This window comes from Cnuibacter physcomitrellae (assembly GCF_014640535.1).
GTDB classification, from domain to species: domain Bacteria; phylum Actinomycetota; class Actinomycetes; order Actinomycetales; family Microbacteriaceae; genus Cnuibacter; species Cnuibacter physcomitrellae.
The window spans coordinates 586,217-606,609 of sequence record NZ_BMHD01000001.1 but is presented as its reverse complement, the minus strand read 5'-3'; the positions used below and the strand labels follow the sequence as shown (position 1 = coordinate 606,609).

Annotated in this window: 25 protein-coding genes; 5 read left to right on the top strand and 20 right to left on the bottom strand. The window is 67.9% G+C overall.

Translation table 11 applies throughout. The annotated features are described in order from the left end of the window. Nucleotides 1-197: 197 nt before the first annotated feature. The 5 genes from IEX69_RS02900 to IEX69_RS02880 all read right to left on the bottom strand — a co-directional run bounded on the left by IEX69_RS02900 (nucleotide 198) and on the right by IEX69_RS02880 (nucleotide 4,515). On the bottom strand, nucleotides 198-440 hold the full coding sequence (locus IEX69_RS02900) for a helix-turn-helix domain-containing protein (RefSeq protein WP_157127170.1): 243 nt from the start codon (nucleotides 438-440) through the stop codon (nucleotides 198-200). Nucleotides 441-532: 92 nt separating this feature from the next. Continuing rightward, nucleotides 533-721, bottom strand: a complete 189-nt coding sequence (locus tag IEX69_RS02895) for a helix-turn-helix domain-containing protein (RefSeq protein WP_174604441.1) — start codon at nucleotides 719-721, stop codon at nucleotides 533-535. Nucleotides 722-731: 10 nt separating this feature from the next. Beyond that, nucleotides 732-1,286 (bottom strand): hypothetical protein, encoded by a 555-nt coding sequence (locus tag IEX69_RS02890; protein WP_157127169.1) that lies wholly within the window; start codon nucleotides 1,284-1,286, stop codon nucleotides 732-734. Nucleotides 1,287-1,324: 38 nt separating this feature from the next. After that, on the bottom strand, nucleotides 1,325-1,921 hold the full coding sequence (locus tag IEX69_RS02885) for a hypothetical protein (protein WP_157127168.1): 597 nt from the start codon (nucleotides 1,919-1,921) through the stop codon (nucleotides 1,325-1,327). Nucleotides 1,922-1,992: 71 nt separating this feature from the next. Further along, nucleotides 1,993-4,515: a phage tail family protein gene (locus tag IEX69_RS02880; protein WP_188760933.1), complete on the bottom strand. Its 2,523-nt coding sequence runs from the start codon at nucleotides 4,513-4,515 to the stop codon at nucleotides 1,993-1,995. 409 nt (nucleotides 4,516-4,924) lie between these two features. Between IEX69_RS02880 and IEX69_RS02875 the strand changes: the two genes are divergently transcribed. Beyond that, nucleotides 4,925-5,197, top strand: a complete 273-nt coding sequence (locus tag IEX69_RS02875; protein ID WP_157127167.1) for a hypothetical protein — start codon at nucleotides 4,925-4,927, stop codon at nucleotides 5,195-5,197. A 315-nt stretch (nucleotides 5,198-5,512) separates the two neighbouring features. On the opposite strand, the gene IEX69_RS02870 is transcribed toward IEX69_RS02875, so the two are convergent. From IEX69_RS02870 to IEX69_RS02835, 9 genes are all read right to left on the bottom strand, one after another. Continuing rightward, nucleotides 5,513-5,806 carry a hypothetical protein gene (locus tag IEX69_RS02870; protein WP_085019628.1) on the bottom strand — a complete coding sequence of 98 codons (294 nt, stop codon included), beginning with the start codon at nucleotides 5,804-5,806 and terminating at the stop codon, nucleotides 5,513-5,515. Then, a complete protein-coding gene (locus IEX69_RS02865; RefSeq protein ID WP_085019627.1) occupies nucleotides 5,803-6,045 on the bottom strand; it encodes a hypothetical protein in 243 nt (80 codons plus the stop codon). The genes IEX69_RS02870 and IEX69_RS02865 overlap by 4 nt, the downstream gene beginning before the upstream one ends. Beyond that, nucleotides 6,042-6,953 carry a hypothetical protein gene (locus IEX69_RS02860; RefSeq protein ID WP_085019626.1) on the bottom strand — a complete coding sequence of 304 codons (912 nt, stop codon included), beginning with the start codon at nucleotides 6,951-6,953 and terminating at the stop codon, nucleotides 6,042-6,044. Before IEX69_RS02860 ends, IEX69_RS02865 begins: the two co-directional genes overlap by 4 nt. A gap of 2 nt (nucleotides 6,954-6,955) precedes the next feature. Continuing rightward, nucleotides 6,956-7,138 (bottom strand): hypothetical protein, encoded by a 183-nt coding sequence (locus tag IEX69_RS02855; protein ID WP_085019625.1) that lies wholly within the window; start codon nucleotides 7,136-7,138, stop codon nucleotides 6,956-6,958. Beyond that, on the bottom strand, nucleotides 7,131-7,442 hold the full coding sequence (locus IEX69_RS02850; protein ID WP_085019624.1) for a hypothetical protein: 312 nt from the start codon (nucleotides 7,440-7,442) through the stop codon (nucleotides 7,131-7,133). Before IEX69_RS02850 ends, IEX69_RS02855 begins: the two co-directional genes overlap by 8 nt. Nucleotides 7,443-7,799: 357 nt before the next feature. Continuing rightward, nucleotides 7,800-8,180 (bottom strand): helix-turn-helix domain-containing protein, encoded by a 381-nt coding sequence (locus IEX69_RS21185; RefSeq protein WP_085019622.1) that lies wholly within the window; start codon nucleotides 8,178-8,180, stop codon nucleotides 7,800-7,802. A gap of 214 nt (nucleotides 8,181-8,394) precedes the next feature. Next, a complete protein-coding gene (locus IEX69_RS02845; protein ID WP_085019621.1) occupies nucleotides 8,395-8,634 on the bottom strand; it encodes a hypothetical protein in 240 nt (79 codons plus the stop codon). Further along, complete coding sequence (locus tag IEX69_RS02840) at nucleotides 8,631-9,056, bottom strand: hypothetical protein (RefSeq protein ID WP_157127165.1); 426 nt, start codon at nucleotides 9,054-9,056, stop codon at nucleotides 8,631-8,633. The genes IEX69_RS02845 and IEX69_RS02840 overlap by 4 nt, the downstream gene beginning before the upstream one ends. A 26-nt stretch (nucleotides 9,057-9,082) precedes the next feature. After that, entirely contained in the window at nucleotides 9,083-9,262 is a 180-nt protein-coding gene (locus IEX69_RS02835; RefSeq protein WP_229756212.1) for a helix-turn-helix transcriptional regulator, read from the bottom strand. Nucleotides 9,263-9,303: 41 nt separating this feature from the next. On the opposite strand from IEX69_RS02835, the gene IEX69_RS02830 reads away from it, so the two are divergent. Together IEX69_RS02830 and IEX69_RS02825 are read left to right on the top strand one after the other, a co-directional pair. Then, nucleotides 9,304-9,846, top strand: coding sequence for a helix-turn-helix transcriptional regulator (locus IEX69_RS02830; RefSeq protein WP_085019618.1), 543 nt, complete (start codon nucleotides 9,304-9,306; stop codon nucleotides 9,844-9,846). Beyond that, a complete protein-coding gene (locus IEX69_RS02825; protein ID WP_085019617.1) occupies nucleotides 9,839-10,942 on the top strand; it encodes a tyrosine-type recombinase/integrase in 1,104 nt (367 codons plus the stop codon). The genes IEX69_RS02830 and IEX69_RS02825 overlap by 8 nt, the downstream gene beginning before the upstream one ends. Here IEX69_RS02825 and glnA read toward each other — a convergent pair whose 3' ends face one another. Continuing rightward, nucleotides 10,943-12,367 carry a type I glutamate--ammonia ligase gene (gene glnA, locus IEX69_RS02820; protein WP_085019616.1) on the bottom strand — a complete coding sequence of 475 codons (1,425 nt, stop codon included), beginning with the start codon at nucleotides 12,365-12,367 and terminating at the stop codon, nucleotides 10,943-10,945. A gap of 182 nt (nucleotides 12,368-12,549) precedes the next feature. On the opposite strand from glnA, the gene IEX69_RS02815 reads away from it, so the two are divergent. Beyond that, nucleotides 12,550-12,978, top strand: a complete 429-nt coding sequence (locus IEX69_RS02815) for an RDD family protein (protein ID WP_085019615.1) — start codon at nucleotides 12,550-12,552, stop codon at nucleotides 12,976-12,978. 21 nt (nucleotides 12,979-12,999) lie between these two features. On the opposite strand, the gene IEX69_RS02810 is transcribed toward IEX69_RS02815, so the two are convergent. The 5 genes from IEX69_RS02810 to IEX69_RS02790 all read right to left on the bottom strand — a co-directional run bounded on the left by IEX69_RS02810 (nucleotide 13,000) and on the right by IEX69_RS02790 (nucleotide 19,354). Next, nucleotides 13,000-13,716, bottom strand: a complete 717-nt coding sequence (locus IEX69_RS02810; protein WP_085019614.1) for a DUF4191 domain-containing protein — start codon at nucleotides 13,714-13,716, stop codon at nucleotides 13,000-13,002. A gap of 112 nt (nucleotides 13,717-13,828) precedes the next feature. Next, a complete protein-coding gene (locus IEX69_RS02805) occupies nucleotides 13,829-14,065 on the bottom strand; it encodes a hypothetical protein (RefSeq protein ID WP_085019613.1) in 237 nt (78 codons plus the stop codon). An 837-nt stretch (nucleotides 14,066-14,902) separates the two neighbouring features. Further along, on the bottom strand, nucleotides 14,903-16,372 hold the full coding sequence (gene sucB, locus IEX69_RS02800; RefSeq protein WP_085019612.1) for a 2-oxoglutarate dehydrogenase, E2 component, dihydrolipoamide succinyltransferase: 1,470 nt from the start codon (nucleotides 16,370-16,372) through the stop codon (nucleotides 14,903-14,905). A gap of 43 nt (nucleotides 16,373-16,415) precedes the next feature. Continuing rightward, nucleotides 16,416-17,789, bottom strand: a complete 1,374-nt coding sequence (gene lpdA, locus IEX69_RS02795) for a dihydrolipoyl dehydrogenase (protein ID WP_085019611.1) — start codon at nucleotides 17,787-17,789, stop codon at nucleotides 16,416-16,418. Between the two features lie 83 nt (nucleotides 17,790-17,872). Further along, nucleotides 17,873-19,354: a leucyl aminopeptidase gene (locus IEX69_RS02790; RefSeq protein ID WP_085021441.1), complete on the bottom strand. Its 1,482-nt coding sequence runs from the start codon at nucleotides 19,352-19,354 to the stop codon at nucleotides 17,873-17,875. 92 nt (nucleotides 19,355-19,446) lie between these two features. Between IEX69_RS02790 and IEX69_RS02785 the strand changes: the two genes are divergently transcribed. Then, nucleotides 19,447-20,367 (top strand): proteasome assembly chaperone family protein, encoded by a 921-nt coding sequence (locus IEX69_RS02785; protein ID WP_085019610.1) that lies wholly within the window; start codon nucleotides 19,447-19,449, stop codon nucleotides 20,365-20,367. Nucleotides 20,368-20,393 lie beyond the last annotated feature (26 nt).

Below are 20,393 nucleotides of genomic sequence, written 5' to 3'. Positions count from 1 at the left end.
ACGAGCGAAAGATGCTCGTGCGGGCTCTCCTGGAGTTCAGCGGGTCTGATCAGACGCCGTAGTAGAGCTCGAAGCCCTCAGCTGACGTTGTGATGCGTTGGGAACCACGAATTTCAGCGTGATTCCGGGCTTCCAACCGTTGGTCATGGTGGGGCTCGATGGGGCTCGATTGAGATTTCTGCGGACTTTCTGCGGACCTAGTTGACCCGGGAAGCCGCAGTGTTGCCGGGCTGGAACTGACCGCGTCGCTCGTTGACCATCGCGCGTCGGTACCAGGTCAGGAGGTCATCGAGCTCGACGAACCTCCCACCACCGACCTTCCTCGACGGCATGCCCTGAGCCATCCATAGGTAGAGCGTCCGTCGGCTACGGTTCACACGCCGGCAGGCAGCGCGGATGCCGAGGGTCTGAGGCTCCGACTGCACATCTTGAAGCGCCATGCGGGGATAGTACCCTGACCCTGTAGTCGACCTGAATGGTCTCGCGAGAGTGTCGCGAAACTGTCGCGACGGTCCCGCGAACGTCAGCGGCGCTAGCTCTCGATCGCAGTGACGTTCTGCCTGTGGGGACACGGGATGCCGTCGAGGTACGCCTCGAGGCACTCCTCGCGGATGGTCCAGCGGGCGCCGGGCTTCGGCTGAGTCCCGTGCAGATCGCCCGACTCCAGGAGCCGGCGAATCGATCCGGGGTGCATGCGGGCCGCGGCGGCAGCCTCGTCCACGATGAGGCGCCTACTGGCCACCATCGTCGGGGACCTTCTCGATCAGGGTCGCGCGAATGATGTGGGGATTCACCATGTTCTCAATCGCCCTCTCGGCGGTCTCGTCGCCGAGGCGCCAACGCCGGAGGGTCATAATTAGCGACCCGAGGCCAATCTTCTGTTCCTGCGCGGTGAGAGCGCGCATGTTCGCCACTGACACCATGAGCGCATAGAGCACCTTCCGATCCCGTGGCCTTCGGGCGATCACCTCAGCGATCGTGATCGCATTGATCAGATCGAAGTCGCTCGGGAGAGCTGGTAGCGGGGGCAACTTCTTCCGGATAACTCGCTCAGTTCGCTCCCGCTCGCGGTCTTCCAAAGTCCGCTCGCGCATGATGACTGATCGGTCGTTCAGGCTTCGGAACACGCCCGCGAGAGCATCGTCGACGCGTGATTCGTAACGTTCGCGCTGCTCGTTGCGGAACACGAGAAACGCCCCGAGAAACGCCGCAGCGGAACCGGCGAGAGTGGACAGCAGGGTCGAGATGAACGCATTCCAGTCCCAGCCGTTCTTCGCTTCGACCAAGAGGCTGAGCTGACATGCGATGTCTCCGGGATCACAGCTCACGAGCCTGGCCCCTCCTGCCATGGGAATCTAAACACCCGCCCGCCGTCCGACAGGAAGATGATGTCACCCGCGATGCCCGCAGAGAGCTCTCGCGCAGACCACATCTCGTCGTCGTCTGGTGGAATCTGCAACGTCTCGGCCTGGATCTTCTGCGCGAGCATCCCGATCGAGATTGCCGAGCGATTCAAATCGGAGAGTGCCGTCGCGAGATCCGCGTCAGTCAGGGTCTGCGGCCGCCCCGAGGGCACCATTCTCAGTGCGTCCCAGGCCATCGATTCCGTCCCGGACTCGCCGCGATGCAGCCACATGTCGTGCACGATCTCTGCGCGGCGCTTGTGGGCGGCTCGAGCTCTTGTGAGAGCTCCATTGGCCAGATCGCGATCAGCGTCGTCCTCGATGCTCGCCATCATCCGTCGTGCTCCCTCCGCGAGGTCGCGAAAGTTGTCAGGCGTGAGCCGACGAGCGGCGATACTGGGTCCGAGGAACGCCCGATAGAGAAACTGCATCTGTTGTTCGAGCCACACATCAGCCCGGACGATCTTCCCGATCATCAAATTCAGATAGTCGTCTCGCTCCTGTGCAGTGTGATCCATGCGAGGAAGGATCTCATCGCGTGCGCACTGCAGGAAAGGGCCCATCACACTTCCGGGAGGGCGAACACCTCTCAGACCTTCCCGTTACGGCCGTTCTCCAGACCGACCCTGCGCTGCACGTTGCCAGACCGAACTGCCGTGGCGGCGACCACCCTTGTCCGCGCAAGAATCGAACCGTCAGCGTCCACCAACGTCACCTGACCCGGCATAGCGGCCTGAACCGTGGTCGCTAGGAACGTCGAGGCGTCCCCGGCCTGACCGGCCAGGCCCGAGGATCCGACTCCCACGCGAGCAGCAGCGGTCATGCGCCCAGCGGCCGCGCTCACACCCCTCACCGAGGCGTCCATCCCCTCCTCGAGACCACGACCGATCGCGATACCCGAGTACAGCGAGTAACCCTTGCCGGACAGCGGGCCGACCTTCGCAGGCGAGTGCGGGAGGAAGTTCGCGATCGCCTGCATCACACCGCCGATCGCGTCCTTCACGGCGTTGATCGCGGAACGGATACCGTTCGCGATCCCGTCGACGATGGACTTGCCCGCGGAGAAGGCCTGGGAGACGAACCCGGAGATGGTGCCGATGATCGACTGCATGACACCGGAGAGGGTGTTGATCAGGCCGCTGAAGGCGTTGGTGATGTACGAGGTGATCCCGTTCCAGATGCCAGCGAGACTGTCTCCGAGCCCGCCCGTGATGCTGGTGATCTTCTGAGCGAAGTTCGACCAGTCGCCCGTCAGGAGGGCGGTGAAGGTCGTGAACGCGATCTGCGTGATCGCGAGCGCGACCGTCAAGACTGTGGAGATCACGCCCGCGAGGATCTGCACCTGCGCGCCGATCATCGGAAGCAGGGGGAGCAGCGGGGTGAGCGCGTCGAGCATGGAGATGATCGCGGGCACGAGCTGCTCGAAGGCCGGCAGCAGCGTCTCGAGCAACTGGCCCGCGTGGGGAGCGATCGTGGTTGCGAGATCTGCGATGAACTGTGCCAGCTCGGGTATCAGCGGGGCGACGGCCGTGATCGCGTCCGCGAGGGTAGGCAGGATGTCCTGGGCGACCTGCCCGAAGGCCGGGATGATGGCCTCGAGCGCGCCGATCAGGGCGTCGCCCAAGACAGGGATGAGCGGCTCGATCGTTTCGAGGACGTTCTGGAAGACGGGGGCGAGCTCGGTGAGAGCCGTGCCGAGAAGCGAGCCGATAGTCGACGCCAGAGTGCCTGCGACCTCACCCAGAGTGCCGAGGGCATCAGCAACGGCAGGCATCGCCGGCCCGATCGCGTCGAGACCCGCCTTGATGCCGTCGAAGAACGAGCTGAGACCGGTCTGGAAGACCTCGGAGTTACCGAACGCGTCGGCGATGTTCGAGATGAACCCACCCAGCGCCTCACCGGCCGTGGTGAGCACCGAGGAGATCGTGGGGGCCAGAGCATCGAACGCGTCCCCGATCGGCCCCAGAGCCGCTCCCAGGGCCGCGAAGCCCGCATTCGCGCCCTGCAGCACAGTCGTGAGACCCGACTGGAACGCCGGTCCGTTGATGGTATCCGCGACCAGCTGAAGCACCGACGCGAACGTCGCGAGGCCCCCGCCGCCGGCCGCTGCAGCCGCGGACTCGATGCCGCCAAAGATGCTCACGATCGACGCGATGCCCGACCCGAGCTGCTGCAACGCCGTGAGCGCCGTGTCCACCCACGTCTGCAGAGACCCGTCCGCGGCCGCCTGAGACAAGAACGCATCGAACCGAGTCGAGATGTCAACGAACCAGGACGCCAGATTCGGCAGGTACGACGCCCCGACCGTGCCCAGCGTGGCGATGGCGCCGGCTATCGCGCCCGTGCCGGTCGACGCGATGTCGATCGACTGGGCCAGCGAGGCGAACATGCCCTGCAGACGGTCACCGCTGAACGCCGACGCGAAGGACGCCGCCAGACTCGACGCATAGCCACCCAGCGAGCTCGCGACCGACGCGAACCCCGTCTGCAGCTGCGGCAGGACGCCGTTGACGAAGTCGATGATCGGGTCGCGGGCGCGAGCCCAGAACTCGGCACCGATCGTGTCCCGCAGATCGAGGAACGACTGCTTCAACGGCTCGAGCTGGGTCCCAGCGCCCCGGAGAGCGACGAACAGCGTGACCAGGCCGACCGCCGCGCCAGCGAACAGACCAGGCAGCAGAACAGCCGCCGCCGCGATCGACGCGATGCCCGCGCCCAAGCTCACCAGCCCGGCCCCAGACGACAGCGCCGCAGCGGTCAAAGAGACGATGCTCGTCGCGAGCAACGCGATCTTGGGCAGGTTCTTGTCGAGGTTCGAGAGGCCACGGCCGATGTCCGCGAAGATCCCGCCCACCGCGCGCCCACCAGACAGCGCAGCGATCGCCGCGCCGACCTTCGCGACCGACCCACTGTCGACCCGCAGACGGATGTTCGTCACCCGATCCCGGGTCACTCGAGCGACCTGAGCCGACGCCCGGAGCGTGTCGGCGTCGACCTTGACGCTCTCCCGAATCCTGCGGATCCGATCCTGCAACCGGTCCACGGCGTCCATCGCCGGCCGCGTGTCCGCGTCGACACGGATGGTCGCGGACATCGACTGCTCGACACGCACGAGCAGCTTCTTCAGATCCTCACGGAACTGAGTCGCGTTCGGCAGAACTCGGATCGAGACATTGCCGACGTTCTTCCCCGCCGGGACCGCCATCAGCCGGCGCCGCTCTCAGAGGCGGCGAAGGTGCAGAAATTGGTGCCCATCCGGGCAACTCCAGGTTCTGCGGACCCTTTACATGCGAGTTGGGATGACTGCTCCGATTCTACCGAAAAGGCGCGGAATTAGGCCCCTCCTGAACCCGTGTTCAGTGCGGAATCACGCGAAAATCCCCCATTCTGCGCCCGCAGAAATCCCACCCTCCAGAGTCGCGCGCACAGCGTCGGGCAGAACGCGAAGCGGGCGAAGGGGTGGGGGTGGGGGGAGGGTGGGTGCCTCCCCCTGTGTCGGTGGGTGTGGGTACGGTGCGGGCGTGAGCTATTCGATTGCGCAGATGCGCGCTGTGTCTGATGAGCAACTGATCGCGGAGCATGACGCGGCAGCGACCCACACGATCGTGGGCACGCAGTACTACTTGGATGAGCTTGAGCGTCGGTCTCGTGACCGCGATGCCCAGGCGAGCAGGCAGCTGGCTATCGAGAGCCAGGCTCTCGCACGTCGCAGCTACTGGATGACCGTGGCATCGTCTGTGCTGTCACTCGTGGCCACGGCTGTGGCGATCATGGCTCTGCTTCAGGGCAGGTGAGAGCAGTCCCGGGTGTGTGGGCTTAGCTGCGTCTCGAGCGGCTCGTCGTGCCCTGCCTGACGCTTCGCCGGCGAGGCGGGAGTCCTTCTGCTGGTGGTGGTACCTGCACTTGCTGCGGAGCATCTCGACGCGGTGGTCGTCGCGGTCTCCGATGTGGTCGACGTCGGTGGCGCGAGCGTTGCAGAGGCGGTCGGTGTCGACGCGGATGTGTTGGCAGCGGTGGCCGTCGATCATGAGCCGTTGCGCTCTGATCTTGGGCCAGTCCTTCGGCAGGTCGCTGCGTCGGGTGCTGCCAACCCATCCCGTCGGCATCAGCTACTTCACCCCGAGGTAGTCACGGAGTGCGTTGCGGAGGATGTCATCCTCGTCTGCGTCGATGATCTCTTGCACTGTGGCGGCGCCGCGGCTGTGGAGTGCGAGGTCAGCGACGGTGCGCTCACGCTCGGGCGTGACGGGCACGCCAGTCGAGGGCGGGATGCGCCACAGCTTCGGGTTGGTGAGCTGTGCTGCCTGCTCTTGGGTGGGTTCGCTGCCGGCGGGCAGGAGGGTGCCGTCGTCGAGGTAGGCGTCGGTGGCCAGCAGGCCGGGCGTGTAGATGGTGGCGGTCATGACGGGTCTCCTTCGGACTCAGGGGGTTCGGGCTGTCGGTCTAGGTCGAGCACCGGCTCGGTCGGTGTCATGGGCTCGATCGGGTTCTGGACGTGCATCTGCTCCCGCCGCGTCTTCACCCGCTCCTGCTTCATCTCACGCACCGCCCGAGCGTCCTTCGGGTCGATCCGGGGAGTCGGGGTGCTGCGGGTCTTGATCGCGTCGGCGTGCTGGGCGCGCTTATCTCGAATGCCGGTCATGGGGTGTACATCCTTCCTGCCGCCTTCAGTTCGGCGTCGTTGCGCTCGAGGCGGGCGGCCTCGGCGTTCTCTGTGAGCTGTCGCTGCTTCGCACGGAGGCGACGCGATGACGGCGCCCACACCTCCGCGTCATGGTCGATGAGCCATCGGAGGAACCGGTCAGGCGACGTGGTGTCCCACGGCGCCGGGACGGCGTCGATCTGACCCAGACCCGGATTGCCGCCACCGTCCCAGATGACCAGGGGGCGGCTGAGATAGAACTCGGGCCAGACGTCCTCGTAGTTGCGGATGAGATCGGCGAAGAGCCAGCGGGTCGGTTCGTCCTGGCTCATGCTGGAGGGATCCGTGGAGCCGTTGAAGTTCCGGACCGACGACACGATCCGGTTGAACTCCTGTGACAGCTTGATCAGCTTGGAGTAGTCGACAGCCGCTTCCGGGTGGGCGACGAGATCGTCGGGCTTGTGCACGCTCCCGAGCCTCGACACGACGTCGCGCGCGGTGCCGTAGAGCTCCTGGAGTCGCTTCTCGTAGCCGGCGACCAGCTCGTCCTCGTGCTCGACCAGCCAGTTGACGGCCCGAACGCTGAGCTCGTCGGCGGCGATGGACTGCAGGCGTCCTGCGCCCTCGCGGAACTTCAGCTCCGCCAGTTCCCGCTCGAGGCCGCGCGCTGCCTCCTCCATCGTCGAAGAGCCATCGAGCACGGCTCGGGCCAAGCTCACCTCGAGGTGCTCGTCGCGGAACGTCGGTAGCTGCAGGGCCTCGATCCGGTCGCTCGTCGCGGTCAGCTCGTCGTAGCCGGGCACGCCAGCAGCCACCTCGTGGAAGAGCTTGTCCGAGTTGAGTGCCGCTCGTCCACTGTCGAGGCTGAACAGCCGCGGCAAGGGCCGCTTGATCTGAGTGGTGGTCACGTCTATCTCCTTTCGGGCTCATCCGAGCCCACATAGCCGGCCGCCTCGAGGGCGTCCAGCACCTTGTTCAGCGCCGCCGAATGGCGCCGCCAGTCCTTCTCATGACGGCGAGCGATGTCCCGCCACTTCTTCGTCTCCGCGCGCTCCGCGGCAAGCTGCTCACGGAGTTCCTCGACCTCAGTCACGGTCGCCTCCGAACGAGGCGATGATCTCCGCGAACGTCGCCTCGTCGACGGCCTTCTGAAGCGGAGCGAGCAGCGCGACAGGATCCTCAGAGCTGAACACCAGCACCTCGAACCACTCGAGCAGCCACGCGACCGTCAGACTCTCGAACCGCTGCGCATCCCGCTGAGGCATCGGCAGCAGCCCCGCCTTCACCTCGGCCATCGCGTCGAACGCGCGCTGCGCATCACCACGAGCGAGCACCATCCGCGCGGCCGCAAGCTTCGCCGCATGCGCAAGCTCCAGCTCGGTCTTCCTGTACCCCATCAGCGGCTCCTCTCGCGCGCGTACTGTGGTCGCCTCGCGAATCGCCACAGGCAGCCATCTACGAAGCCGCCGGCCAGGCGCGTGAGCCTCCACCTCGGCAGCTCGTCATCCCTGCTGAGCGGCGCCGGGAGGCGGCGCAACCGTGACCAGATGGTCGACGCGACGTAGCGGCTCCCGGCCACCTCGAGTCGCTCCCCCCTCCGCCCCCTCAGGGGGAACGTCGCCCGCAAGCGGTCGACGCACGCGATGAAGATGATCATGTGCAGGCTCACCGAGATCACACTCAGCGAGCGGAGCGAGCGGCGAGCGCCCGGGAGGGCGTGCATCGACGCGGCAGAGCGGCCGACGTGAGATCTCTTAACCTCCAGCCCGATAGGACGACATGTCGACCACGTTGAAGTTGCCTTGGTAATCCGACATGTTTGCCCCCTCCAACCTGTCGCCTGACCGGACATGTTGAACGGTCGACGCGACCTCTCCGAACCGGTACCGAGTCGCCCGCCCCTGACGCCCCGGCTCGTGCTCGACGAGCGCACCGATCTCGCGAAGGCGAGCCTGGGCCTCATTGACTTGCGAGCGTGAGACCCGTAGGTCTCGCGACAGGTGGGTCTGCGGGCACCACGCCACGCCCTTGTCGGCGTGGTCGAGCAGAGCGAGAAGCACGAGGGCCTCCGTCTTGCTGAGCCCGAGCTGGCCGATCCCACCACGGAGCAGCCATCTGGACGTGATACGTGCCACACGGCCTACACCTCCCTGATCTCGGGGTTCGCGGCTCGTAGCTCGGCTGCCCGCGCAGCCTCGATCAGCCGTAGAGCTACCGACCGGGCTTCGTCGGGGGCGAACACAAACACCGTCTTGCGGTCGTCGAGAGTCACGGATGGCGCCGGTTCACCCGAGCCCAGGAGACTGACGCGCAGAGCACCGGATCGGGCTGTGGAGATCGTGCGAGTGATCATTCCGCCACCTCCGGATGCTTCAGCAGGTAGTCGCTGATCTGCGCGCGAGCGTCCTTCAGGAGCGACCGCAGCTCCTCGATGCGTTTCGCGTAGTCCGCCGTTCCGAGCTCCCACCTGTCCATCGGCGAGATCACGATCTGCGCGCCGGAGCTCGGGTCCGCCTCGAGCGTGACGCCGATTCCCCAGTGTTCGCTGTCGAGCAGTGCGATCACCTTCGGACGAGTCCCCTTGGTCACTCCGGGGCTCCCTGCGTCTCCTCGAACGCCACGTTCAGGACGTCCGCGCGGGCGATGGCGTCGACGAGCTTGAGCGCGAAGAGCCGTGCTTCGGACACCGACAGCGAGTCGTTCGGGTACTCGAGGTACACCCGCCATGGCCGCATCGACGGCTCGAGCTCTTGCACGATCGCGTCATTCTCGGAGCCGAGATTGACCTCGCGGTAATTCATGACGCTGCCGTCGTGGTCGATCGGACTCGTGACATCGCCCACGACGCCAGACGGAGAAGCCGCTGCCGTGAGCTGCTCGATCCACTCGGCGCGGCGCTCATAGAACTCGTGAGGCAGCAGCTGGGCGGTGCTGGTAGTGTCGACCATGATGGATCCTTCTTCCTGATAGGGGTGGATGGGTACTTCTTCCGAGGCCTCGACGGGTGCCACCGTTGGGGCCTCACTCATTGGTGATGTCACGACGCGGCCTCCTTGGCGAAGGCTGCCTCGATGAACTCGTTGACGTCTGCCTCACGGAACATTCGCCGCCCACCGATGACCGCGCTCCTAGGCGCCGTCCCCTGGTGGATCATCCAGCGCAGTGCCTGCGGCGTCTTGCGAAGACGTTCGGCGGTCTCCGTGAGCGTCAGCAGCACGACGATTCCTGTCACTCTCATTGCTCCCATTCGCTCTGCGCATGCCTCGTTCATGCGTTGTGAGCATTAGGCTAGGCACACTCGGTGTTGCTGTCAAGCGGCTCAGGCAACTACGCTTCATACTCGTGGCGAATAGCAAAAAGCAGTCGGGGGACGTTGAGGCTTATGTAGAGGGCGGCGTCCGTAGGCTGGGAGACCGAGTGCGCTCGCTCCGTGTCGAGCGCGGACTCAGCCAGGAGGCCCTCGCGCGCATGCTGACTGCGGTCGGACGGCCGTTCCATCAGACCACCGTCGCCAAGCTCGAGAAGGGTGCACGGCCAACGTCCGTCGAGGAGCTCTACCTTCTGGCATTGATCTTCGAGACCGACGTGCCGAGCCTGTTCACCACCGATCCAGAAGTCGAGGTGCAGAGTCGCCTTGCTCGGCTGGCTGGTGAGGCAGCGCGGTTGGCGGGCGAGCTGGCAGATCGGCAGCGTCACACGGAGTCGTTGCAGTCGGAGTACGAGCAGGTCGTCGCCCGCTACAACCAGCTCCTTCAGGAGCTGTCTCCGTCGACTCGCGAGGGGTTGCAGCGGGATGGCTAGTCTGAAGCGAAGGCCGGACGGCATGTGGAGGGCACGCTACCGCGACGCCGCGGGCCGTGAGCATGCGAAGCACACGAAGACGAAGCGTGAGGGCCAGGACTGGCTCGATGGCGAGATCGCCAAGATGCGGGCTGGGACATGGACCGATCCGAAGACTGCGAAGACGACTGTCGGGGAGTGGTGCCAAACGTGGCTCGACGGCTACGGAGGCCGGGACTCGACGATCCGACAGGCGCGCACGCACGTCAAGCACATTGCCGCCGAATTCGGAGGTCAGCCGCTAGCCGCTGTCCGTCCGTCGCAGGTCAAGGCGTGGACCACGAAGCTTGCAGCGCAGGGGCTCGCGACGTCGACCGTCTACGCGTTGCACTCGCGCCTATCGCAGATTTTCTCCGACGCCGTGCGCGACGGACTGATCCCGCGGTCGCCGGTCAGCCGCAGGACAGCGCCGCCGGCCCCGAAGCAGCGCCCCTACGTCGCGACCACCGAGCAGGTGTGGGCGCTCTACGAGGCGATGCCGGATGGGATGCGTCCCGTTGTGCTGCTCGGAGCGTTCGTCGGCCTGCGGGTCGCCGAGATTGCCGCAATCCGCACGCGCGACGTCGACTTCATGCGCGGCATCGTCTCGCCCGAGATCCAGTACCCCGACGAGCCACTCAAGACGGACATCTCGAAGACGCCCATCCCGATCCCCACCGACCTCGCGCTTGAGCTCAACCGGGTTCCAGCCGAGTGGGGGAGTAGCACGCTCGTCGTGGGCGCCTTCGGGCGGCCCGTTGCGCCGTACACGATCGAAACCGCGTTCGCGAAGGCGCGCACGGCGGTCGAGGGGCTGCCCAACGGGTTCCGCATCCACGACCTGCGCCACTACTTCGCGTCGCTCCTGATTGCTGCAGGGCTCGATATCAAGACGGTGCAGAAGCGGATGCGTCACTCGTCCGCGAAGACGACGCTTGACACCTACGGGCACATGTTCCCGGACAAAGACGAGTCCGCACGAGCGGTGATCCAGACGGTACTGGACGCTCGTGCGGACTTTTTGCGGACTAGCGGGGATCAGGACGTGCCCGACCCCCGCCATTCCGGGGGAGTCTGATCAGACGCCGTAGTAGAGCTCGTACTCGAAGGGGTGCGGGCGCTGGGCGATCGGCTTGATCTCGTTCTCACGCTTGTACGAGATCCAGGTCTCGATGAGGTCGGGCGTGAAGACGTTGCCCTTGGTGAGGAACTCGTGGTCGGCCTCGAGCGCGTCGAGGGCCTCGCCGAGCGACGCCGGCACCTGCGGGATGTTCTTGGCCTCCTCGGGCGGGAGCTCGTAGAGGTCCTTGTCGACGGGCTCGTGCGGCTCGATGCGGTTCAGGATGCCGTCGAGGCCCGCCATCATCTGCGCGGCGAACGCGAGGTACGGGTTGCCGGAGGCGTCGGGCGCACGGAACTCGATGCGCTTCGCCTTCGGGTTGGTGCCCGTGATCGGGATGCGGATCGACGCCGAGCGGTTGCCGGCCGAGTAGACCAGGTTGACCGGGGCCTCGAAGCCGGGGACCAGACGGTGGTACGAGTTCACGGTCGGGTTGGTGAAGGCGAGCACCGCGGGGGCGTGCTTCAGCAGACCGCCGATGTACCAGCGCGCGATGTCGGAGAGACCGCCGTAGCCGGCCTCGTCGTAGAACAGCGGCTTGCCGTCGCTCCAGAGCGACTGGTGGGTGTGCATGCCCGAGCCGTTGTCGCCGAAGAGCGGCTTCGGCATGAAGGTGGCGGTCTTGCCCCACAGGTTCGCGGTGTTCTTCACGATGTACTTGAACTTCAGGATGTCGTCGGCCGCGTGCACCATGGTGTCGAAGCGGTAGTTGATCTCACCCTGGCCCGCGGTGCCCACCTCGTGGTGAGCGCGCTCGAGGATGAGGCCCGAGTCGATGAGCTTCAGCGAGATGTCGTCGCGGAGGTCGGCGTGCTGGTCGACGGGGGAGACGGGGAAGTAGCCGCCCTTGTAGGGGGTCTTGTTGGCGAGGTTCCCGCCCTCCTCCTCGCGGCCGGAGTTCCACGCGGCCTCGCTGGAGTCGACCTTGTAGAACGAGGAGTTCTGCTTCACCTCGTAGCGCACGTCGTCGAAGATGTAGAACTCCGCCTCGGGGGCGAAGAAGGCGGTGTCGGCGATGCCGGTGGAGGCGAGGTACTTCTCGGCCTTCTTGGCGACCTGGCGCGGGTCCTTGCCGTAGATCTCCCCGTTGCGCGGGTTGTAGATGTCGAAGACCATGATCAGCGTGCGCTCGGCGCGGAACGGGTCGATGTAGGCGGTCGACACATCCGGGATGAGCTGCATGTCCGACTCGTGGATCGACGCGAAGCCGCGGATCGAGGAGCCGTCGAAGAGCTGCCCGACCGAGAAGAACTCCTCGTCGACGGTCGAGGCGGGGATGTTGAAGTGCTGCTGGACACCGGGAAGATCGGTGAACCGGATATCAAGGAACTTGACGTCGGTGTCCTTGATGAACTTGAGCACCTCGGAAGAATCGCTGAACATGAGTCTCCAATGGCTGTGGTACTGAGCAGCTGCGGGTACAGCTACGCGTCACCCTACGGGTGCGTCGTGACGCGGCGGTGTCACCATTGTTTCCGGCATGTTACGTCCGCCTGGGTTCTGCCGGAACGGTCGCCCGGAGCGAGCCGCGGAGGACGCCGCCGGTCGGGCGATAGGCTCGACCGGTGAGCAGACCCGATGATCGTCCCGCGTCCACCGGGGGAGCGGCTCCCAGCCGGTGGCCCGGGGAACGCCTCGGCTTCCCTCAGGAGGGTCGCGGATCCGTCGCCCGTCCTGGTCGACGGATCGCAGCGCTCCTCATCGACTTCGCCCTCTGCTACCTGATCTACTACGCGTTCTTCTTCGGGACCTGGTGGGGCAGCTCGCTGGTGTTCTTCGTCGAGCAGTGCCTCTTCATCGCCACTCTCGGCGGCGGCGTGGGGCATCTGCTGCTCGGGATGCGCGTGGTGATGCTGAACGGCGCCTGGGCCGGTTGGTGGCGGCCCATCCTCCGCACGGTGCTGCTGATGCTCGTCGTCCCCGCGGTGATCTGGGACTCGGACCAGCGCGGCCTCCACGACGTGTTCTCGGGCACCGTCCTCGTCAAGCGCTGAGCCGCGCTGGTCGGAAGCCGATCAGCGCGGGCGCTGGGGGCGCATCCGCATCGGGTCGATGCCCTTCGGGATCGCGACCGGCGACGCCGAGGTGAGTGAAGTGAGGCGGTTGCTGACGGCCATCACCTCGGGCTTGGTGAGGACCGGCTTGATGCGGGCCATCTTCGTGGCGACACGGTGCAGCGGCACGGAGTCCTCGTCGGGCCCGACGACCATGAACGTGACCGGCACGTTCGGCAGGATGCGCTGCACCTTCCGCTTCTCGTCGTCGAGCATGCGCTGGGTGCGCGAGCGGGGTCCCTCGCCGATGAGCACGACCCCACCACGCCCGACGGCGCGGTAGACCGCATCCTGCGAGCGGGGGTTCACGGCGACGGGCATCTCGCTGCCGCGCCAGCTGCGACGCAGCGAGCTGCGCAGCACGGCGCCGACCGCGCCCGCCTGTCCTTCGATCTGCTTGTAGGCGGCACGCTCGGCGCGACGACCCAGGATGACCAGGGCGATGAGGAGGCCCGCGAGCACGCCCGCGAGGATCCACATGACGATCCCGAACACGTTGTCGCGCGAGATGATCAGGGCGACCGCGACTCCCGCGAGGACGGGGAGCGCGAAGCCGAGCGCCATGATCCACATCGCGTTGGGGTCGTAGCGGCGGGTCATCTGGAAGACCTGCCACATCTGCTTGATACGACCGGGCTCTTTCGGCTGCTTCTGAGCCTTGTCGGAGGAACGTGCCATGTCCTCAAGGATACTTCGTCCGCGGGTGCGGCTCCGGCCGCTCGGCGATGGCCGCCGCTCCTGCACAAGGCCGCTCATCGCGAGAGCTGTGCACGGATCCGGGCTCCGTCGATCAGGCGTTCCTGCAACCCACGATGATCGTGCCGTGACCCGCAGCCCCGCGCCCCCGTTCCACGGCTACCACCTCGAGGAGGTGGTCCGCGTCGGCGTCGACCGCACGGTGCACGCGGGCCTCGGTCCGGACGGCGAGCCGGTGGAGGTGCACCAGCTGCACGGTGCTGCGCCGCCTGCCGCGAGCGAGGCCGGGCACGACGGCGGCGAGGAGCCGGGCGCGCTGATCGACGTGCACTCGGACGACGGGGGCGTCGTCCTGGTCTTCCGTGCCGACCGGGACAGGCGGGCGGCCCTCGACGGCACGAACCCGCCGGGGCGGGCTGTGCTCCCACCGCCGACAGGGGCGGCATCGGTCCCAGTCCCCGGCTCGGGCCGGGCCCCGGAGTGGACGTGGCGCGACGAGGCGCCGGCGGAGGGCGAGACAGTCCGTCCCGAGGGGATCGTGGAGAGCATCGAACCGGCTCTGGCCGCGCTCCAGGCTCTCCGAGACAGCATCCCCTCCCTCGTCTCCGCCCTCCGTCGCAGGATCGGCCGGAGGCGGATGCTCGTCGGGGCGATCGCGCTCGGGTTGGCGATCGTTGCCGGGGTCACGCTCTCGAGCGTCGGAGCCGACGGAGAGCGCGACGCGGATGCCGGCCCCGGGACGACGAGCGTCGCCTCAGCGCCGACATCGGGCCCATCGGCCGTCTCGCCCACCGTCCCCTCCGCCGCGCCCGCGTCAGACCCGCTCTCGGCGGTGGGAGGACTGCTCGCGCGTCGATCGGACTGTCTCGCGAGCGCGGATCCGGCCTGCCTCGACGACGTCGACGAGTGGGGGTCGGCCGCGCTCCACGACGATCTCGCCCTCCTCGCGAGCGGAGCAGCGGACCCTCTCGAGGGCGTCGGGGGAGTCGGAGGAGTCGGGGGAGCCGAGGGCTCGTGGCGGATGGCCGACGATCTCGGTGGTGTCGTGATCCTGTCGTATGAGGCGGAGTCCGGGGCCGTGCCGTCACCCGGAGACAGCGAACCGGCCTCCCTCCTCATGGTGAGGGGAGCGGCCGGCTGGCTGATCAGGTCGTACGATCCCGGTGGATCAGATCCCCAGGTCGGCGTCGAAGGCGCCCTCCTCGAGACGGTTCTTGACCGCCGTGAGGAAGCGCGCGGCGTCGGCGCCGTCGATGATGCGGTGGTCGTAGCTCAGCGCCAGGTACACGGTCGACCGGACGGCGATCGCGTCGGCCCCGTCGACCTTGACCACGGCCGGGCGCTTGACGACCGCACCCGTTCCGAGGATCGCGCTCTGAGGCAGGAACACCAGCGGGGTGTCGAAGAGCGCGCCGCGCGAGCCCGTGTTGGTCAGCGTGAAGGTGCCGCCGGCCAGCTCGTCGGGCTTCAGCTTGTTGTCGCGGGTCCGCTCGGCGAGGTCGGCGATCTCCTTCGCGAAGCCCGCGATGTCGAGGTCGCCCGCGTTCTTCACCACGGGGGTGAGGAGTCCGCGCTCGGTGTCGACGGCGATGCTCAGGCCCTCGTGGTCGGGGTAGACGATGTTCTCCCCGTCGACCGTCGCGTTGATGATCGGGTACGCCTTCAGCGCCTCCGTCGCGGCGAGCGCGAAGAAGGGGAGGAACGACAGCTTGCTGCCCGTCTTCTCCAGGAACTGCGCCTTCACGCGGTCGCGGAGCGCCGCCACCTTGGTGACGTCGACCTCCACCACGGTGGTGAGCTGCGCCGACGCCTGAAGCGACGCCACGGCACGCTCGGCGACGACCTTGCGGAGGCGGGACATCGGCTGCGTGGTGCCGCGCAGCGGCGACGTCTCGAGCTTGGTCGAGGCCGCAGCGGGGGCCGCCGTCGAACCGGTCGAGGCCGAGGCCGCGGCGGCGAGGACGTCCTCCTTGCGGATGCGTCCGCCGACGCCCGTGCCCGTCACGGTGGCGAGGTCGACGCCCTGGTCGTGCGCGAGCTTGCGGACGATCGGGGTGACGTACCCGGCGTTGCCCGACTCGGCCGCGGCCGGAGCAGCGGGGGCGGCCGGAGCGGCCGGAGCCGCCGGTGCAGCGGGCGCGGCCGGTGCAGCGGCAGCGGGGGCGGGTGCCGCCGGAGCGGCGGGCGCGGCCTGGGCCGGCGCAGCGGGGGCGGCCGGCGGAGCGGGCGGGGCCGGGGGAGCAGCAGGAGCGGCGGGCGCCGCGGGAGCCTGCGTCACCGGGGCGGGCGCAGCGGGAGCGGGCTCCTCAGCGGGAGCCGGGGCCTCGGCCGACGGCGTGACGACGGTCTCGGGCTCCTGCTGCTGCGGCGCCTCGGGCTCGGCGGGCGCCGCTGCCCCCGACCCGTCACCGATGCGGACCAGCGCGGTGCCGACCTCGACGGTCTCGTCCTCAGGGACGAGGATCTCCTCGATCACACCCGCGACGGGCGACGGGATCTCGGTGTCGACCTTGTCGGTCGACACCTCGAGCAGGGGCTCGTCGACCTCGACTCGATCGCCGACGTTCTTCAGCCAGCGGGTGACCGTGCCCTCCGTGACGCTCTCTCCGAGCGCGGGGAGGTTGACGGATTCGCTCATGGGACTCTCTCTCCTTGTGGGAACTCTGTGCTGGGGGCGCTGATCAGAGCGCGTGGAGCGGCTTGCCGGCGAGAGCGAGGAACGCCTCTCCGAGGGCCTCGTTCTGGGTGGGGTGGGCGTGGACCAGGGGGGCGATGTCCTCCGGGTAGGCCTCCCAGTTGACCACGAGCTGGGCCTCGCCGATGAGCTCGCCGACACGGGCGCCGATCATGTGCACCCCGACGACCGGGCCGTCGTTGACGCGCACGACCTTGATCGAGCCGGAGGTGCCGAGGATGTGGCTCTTGCCGTTGCCGGCGAGGCTGTAGTCGTAGGCGGTGATCGAGTCGGCGCCGTACTGGGCGGCCGCCTTCGCCTCGGTCAGACCGACCGAGGCGACCTCGGGCTCGGAGTAGGTGACCTTGGGGATGTTGACGTCCTCGACGATCTGCGGGTTGAGGCCCGCGATCTCCTCGGCGACGAAGATGCCCTGCTGGAAGCCGCGGTGGGCCAGCTGGAGTCCGGGGACGATGTCGCCGACGGCGTAGACGCCGGGCACGCTCGTCTCGAGACGGTCGTTGGTGATCACGAAGCCGCGGTCGACGGTGATGCCCGCCTCCTCGAAGCCGAGGCCCTGGGTGGCCGGGCCGCGGCCGACGGCGACCAGGAGGATGTCGCCCTCGAAGGTCTTGCCGTCCTCGAGGGTCACGACGACGCCCTGGTCGTCCTGGGTGACACCGGAGAAGCGGGTGCCGAGGTTGAACTGGATGCCGCGCTTGCGGAACGCACGCTCGAACTGCTTGCTGATCGCCTCGTCCTCGTTCGGGACCAGGTGGGGCAGCGCCTCCACGATCTGCACGTCGGCGCCGAACGACTTCCACACGCTCGCGAACTCGACGCCGATGACGCCGCCGCCGAGGATGACGACCTTGTTCGGGATCCAGTCGAGGGCCAGCGCGGTCTCGGACGTGATCACGCGACCGCCGATCTCGAGGCCGGGCAGCGTGCGCGAGTAGGAGCCGGTGGCGAGGACGACCTTGTCGCCGACGATCGTGTCATCGCCGACCTGGACCGTGGTGGGCGACGTGAGCCGACCCTCACCGGCGATCGTGGTGATCTTGCGCGCCTTCAGCAGCCCCTGCAGACCCTTGAACTTGCTCTGCACGACCTCGTCGCGGTACTCCTTCACCGACGGCAGGTCGATGCCCTCGAACGTCGAGCGCACGCCGAACTTCTCCGACTCGCGGCTCACGTCCGCGACCTCGGCCGCGTGGAGCAGGGCCTTCGTCGGGATGCAGCCCCGGTGCAGGCAGGTGCCGCCGACCTTGTCCTTCTCGATGAGCGCCACCGAGAACCCCAGCTCGGTCGCTCGCAGCGCTGCAGCGTATCCGCCGCTGCCGCCGCCGAGCACGACAATGTCAAACTTCTGTTCCGACACCTAGCAACTCCCTCGTGCGTCAGGATCCGGCCGGGCACCGTAGGCCTGGCCTCGAGGGCGAGCGTCTCGCCCATAAGACCTTACTACGCGCGGGAGTACGCCTCGGCAACGCGCAGGAGGGTCCGCACGCCCACACCCGTGGGTCCCTTGCCGACGTATCCGTAGCCGCCCTCCTTGTTGAGAGCAGGACCGGCGATGTCGAGGTGGGCCCACGGGATCCGCTCGCCGTCGGGCCCTGTCCCGACGAAGTCGGCCAGGAACGCGGCGGCCACGAGCATCCCGCCCGCGGTGTTGCCCGGCTTCACGTTGGCGATGTCGGCGATGTCGGAGGCGAGCATCGGCCGCATCTCGACCGGGATGGGCATCCGCCACATGGTCTCGCCCGTCTCGGCGGCCGCGTCGATCACGCGGGGGACCACGGGGTCGTCGCCCATGACGCCGACGTACCGGTTGCCGAGGGCGACCACCTGCGCTCCGGTGAGCGTCGCGACGTCGATGATGGCGTCGGGCTGCTCCTCCGAGGCGGCGACCAGCCCGTCGGCCATCACCAGACGCCCCTCGGCGTCGGTGTTGAGCACCTCGACGGTCCGTCCGCCGCGGATGGTGAGCACGTCGCCGGGACGGATCGCCACCCCGGAGGGCATGTTCTCGGCGAGGCACAGCCAGGCCGTGAGGCGCACCGGGATCCGCCGGCGCGCCGCGGCGATGAGGGTGGCGAGCACGGTGGCCGAGCCGGCCATGTCGTCCTTCATGCCGATCATCGACACCGGGGGCTTGAGCGACAGGCCGCCCGTGTCGAACGTGATGCCCTTGCCGACCAGGGCGAGGTGCGCGGACGCACCCTCCGGCGCGTACTCGACGCGCACCAGACGGGGCGGCCGGGTCGAGCCCTGGCCCACGCCGAGGATGCCGCCGAAGCCGTCGGCGGCGAGCTGCGCCTCGTCCCAGGTCCGCACCGAGACGTCGGCGAGGCCGGCCACCTCGTCCGCGACGCGGTCGGCGAAGACGGCGGGGTAGAGGTCGAGAGCGGGGATGTTGACGAGGTCCTTGACCAGGCTGACCGCGTCGGTCGTGATCACGGCGCGGTCGATCGCATCCTGATCCGACTCCGGTGCGACGACGACGATCGAGGCGGCCTCCGCGTCGGACTCGGAGTCGTCGCGACCTGCGCCGCGGTAGTCGTCGTAGCGGTAGGCGCCGAGGAGCGCGCCCTCGGCGATCGCCTCGGTCTCCGTGGCGGCGGCGGGAGCGAGGTCGAGGACGAGGGACCCGCTCAGGCGCCGCGTCGCCGAGCCCGCGGCGGCGCGGAGGTCGTCGACGGTCGGCTCCGCCGTCCCGAGGCCGACGACGGCCACGGAGCCCGCTCCGGATCGGTTCGGCAGGCGGACGAGCTCGTCGCGCTTGCCGGAGAACCCGACCGCGGCGAGGTCGGCGACCAGCGCGGCGTCGTCGCTCCCGCGCAGGGCGATCCCGCCGTCCTTCTTCCACGCGGCGACGACGAGGACGGCGTCGGAGTCGAGGGACGAGGGTCGGGCGGGGGAGAGGGAGACGGATGCGCGTGCCATGTCGGCCATGCTAATCGGGTGCCCCGACGCTGTTCGCTGAGGGCTTGTCCGGGCCCCGCGGCTCGGTGAGCCCGCCCGATTAGAGTTGTGCCATGGACTACGAGCAGAGGCTGTACGAGCTCACCGCCGAGGCGGAGCTCGTGCCCGAGGGTCTCGACCTCGTCGCCGGTCTCACCGGCTTCAGCGATGCCGGCGCAGCCGTGGCGCAGCTGAAGGAGTACCTCCTCGAGTCGCTCAGCTCGACGCTGATCGCCGAGTTCGACGCCGACGAGCTGCTCGACTACCGTGCTCGGCGCCCGGTGGTCACGTTCGACGAGGATCACATCAGCGAGTACGAGCCGCAGTCGCTGCGCCTCTATCTCATGACCGATGAGCTCGGCAGCCGCTTCCTGTTCCTCACCGGCTTCGAGCCCGACTTCAAGTGGGAGCGGTTCGCCGCCGCCGTCACCGAGCTGGTCGACCGCTTCAAGGTCAAGGCGACGACGTGGGTGCACGCGATCCCGATGCCCGTGCCGCACACCCGGCCGATCAACGTGACGGTCAGCGGCAACCGCCAGGAGCTCATCGAGTCGATGTCGGTCTGGCGTCCCACGACGCAGGCGCCGGGCAACGCGATGCACCTGGTGGAGTACCGCCTGAGCGAGCTCGATCACCCCATCACCGGGTTCGTGCTCCTGGTGCCCCACTACCTGGCCGACACCGAGTTCCCCGGCGCGGCTCTCGCCGGGCTCGAGAGCGTGTCGGCGGCGACCGGTCTGATCTTCCCGACTGATCGCATCCGCGAGGAGGGCCGGGTCTTCCTCGGCCGCATCGACGAGCAGGTCACGAGCAACGCCGAGCTGGCCAAGCTCGTGCAGACGCTCGAGGAGCGACACGACGCCTACATGGAGGGCACGAACCTCCAGTCCCCGTTGACCGTCGACGGCGAGCTGCCGACGGCCGACGAGATCGGCGCCGAGCTGGAGCGGTTCCTCGCGGGGAAGCGCCGCGGAGACGACGACAGCGCCGACTGAACGCGGCTCGTCTCCGGGCTCGGTAC

What these genes read in the sequence shown, in the direction of transcription:
- IEX69_RS02870 (WP_085019628.1), bottom strand. Translation starts at nt 5,806, where the DNA reads ATGACCGCCACCATCTACACGCCCGGCCTGCTGGCCACCGACGCCTAC.
- IEX69_RS02825 (WP_085019617.1), top strand. Translation starts at nt 9,839, where the DNA reads ATGGCTAGTCTGAAGCGAAGGCCGGACGGCATGTGGAGGGCACGCTAC.
- IEX69_RS02885 (WP_157127168.1), bottom strand. Translation starts at nt 1,921, where the DNA reads ATGGATCACACTGCACAGGAGCGAGACGACTATCTGAATTTGATGATC.
- IEX69_RS02830 (WP_085019618.1), top strand. Translation starts at nt 9,304, where the DNA reads ATGCCTCGTTCATGCGTTGTGAGCATTAGGCTAGGCACACTCGGTGTT.
- IEX69_RS02810 (WP_085019614.1), bottom strand. Translation starts at nt 13,716, where the DNA reads ATGGCACGTTCCTCCGACAAGGCTCAGAAGCAGCCGAAAGAGCCCGGT.
- IEX69_RS02790 (WP_085021441.1), bottom strand. Translation starts at nt 19,354, where the DNA reads ATGGCACGCGCATCCGTCTCCCTCTCCCCCGCCCGACCCTCGTCCCTC.
- IEX69_RS02900 (WP_157127170.1), bottom strand. Translation starts at nt 440, where the DNA reads ATGGCGCTTCAAGATGTGCAGTCGGAGCCTCAGACCCTCGGCATCCGC.
- glnA (WP_085019616.1), bottom strand. Translation starts at nt 12,367, where the DNA reads ATGTTCAGCGATTCTTCCGAGGTGCTCAAGTTCATCAAGGACACCGAC.
- sucB (WP_085019612.1), bottom strand. Translation starts at nt 16,372, where the DNA reads ATGAGCGAATCCGTCAACCTCCCCGCGCTCGGAGAGAGCGTCACGGAG.
- IEX69_RS02785 (WP_085019610.1), top strand. Translation starts at nt 19,447, where the DNA reads ATGGACTACGAGCAGAGGCTGTACGAGCTCACCGCCGAGGCGGAGCTC.
- IEX69_RS02865 (WP_085019627.1), bottom strand. Translation starts at nt 6,045, where the DNA reads ATGACCGGCATTCGAGATAAGCGCGCCCAGCACGCCGACGCGATCAAG.
- IEX69_RS02850 (WP_085019624.1), bottom strand. Translation starts at nt 7,442, where the DNA reads ATGGGGTACAGGAAGACCGAGCTGGAGCTTGCGCATGCGGCGAAGCTT.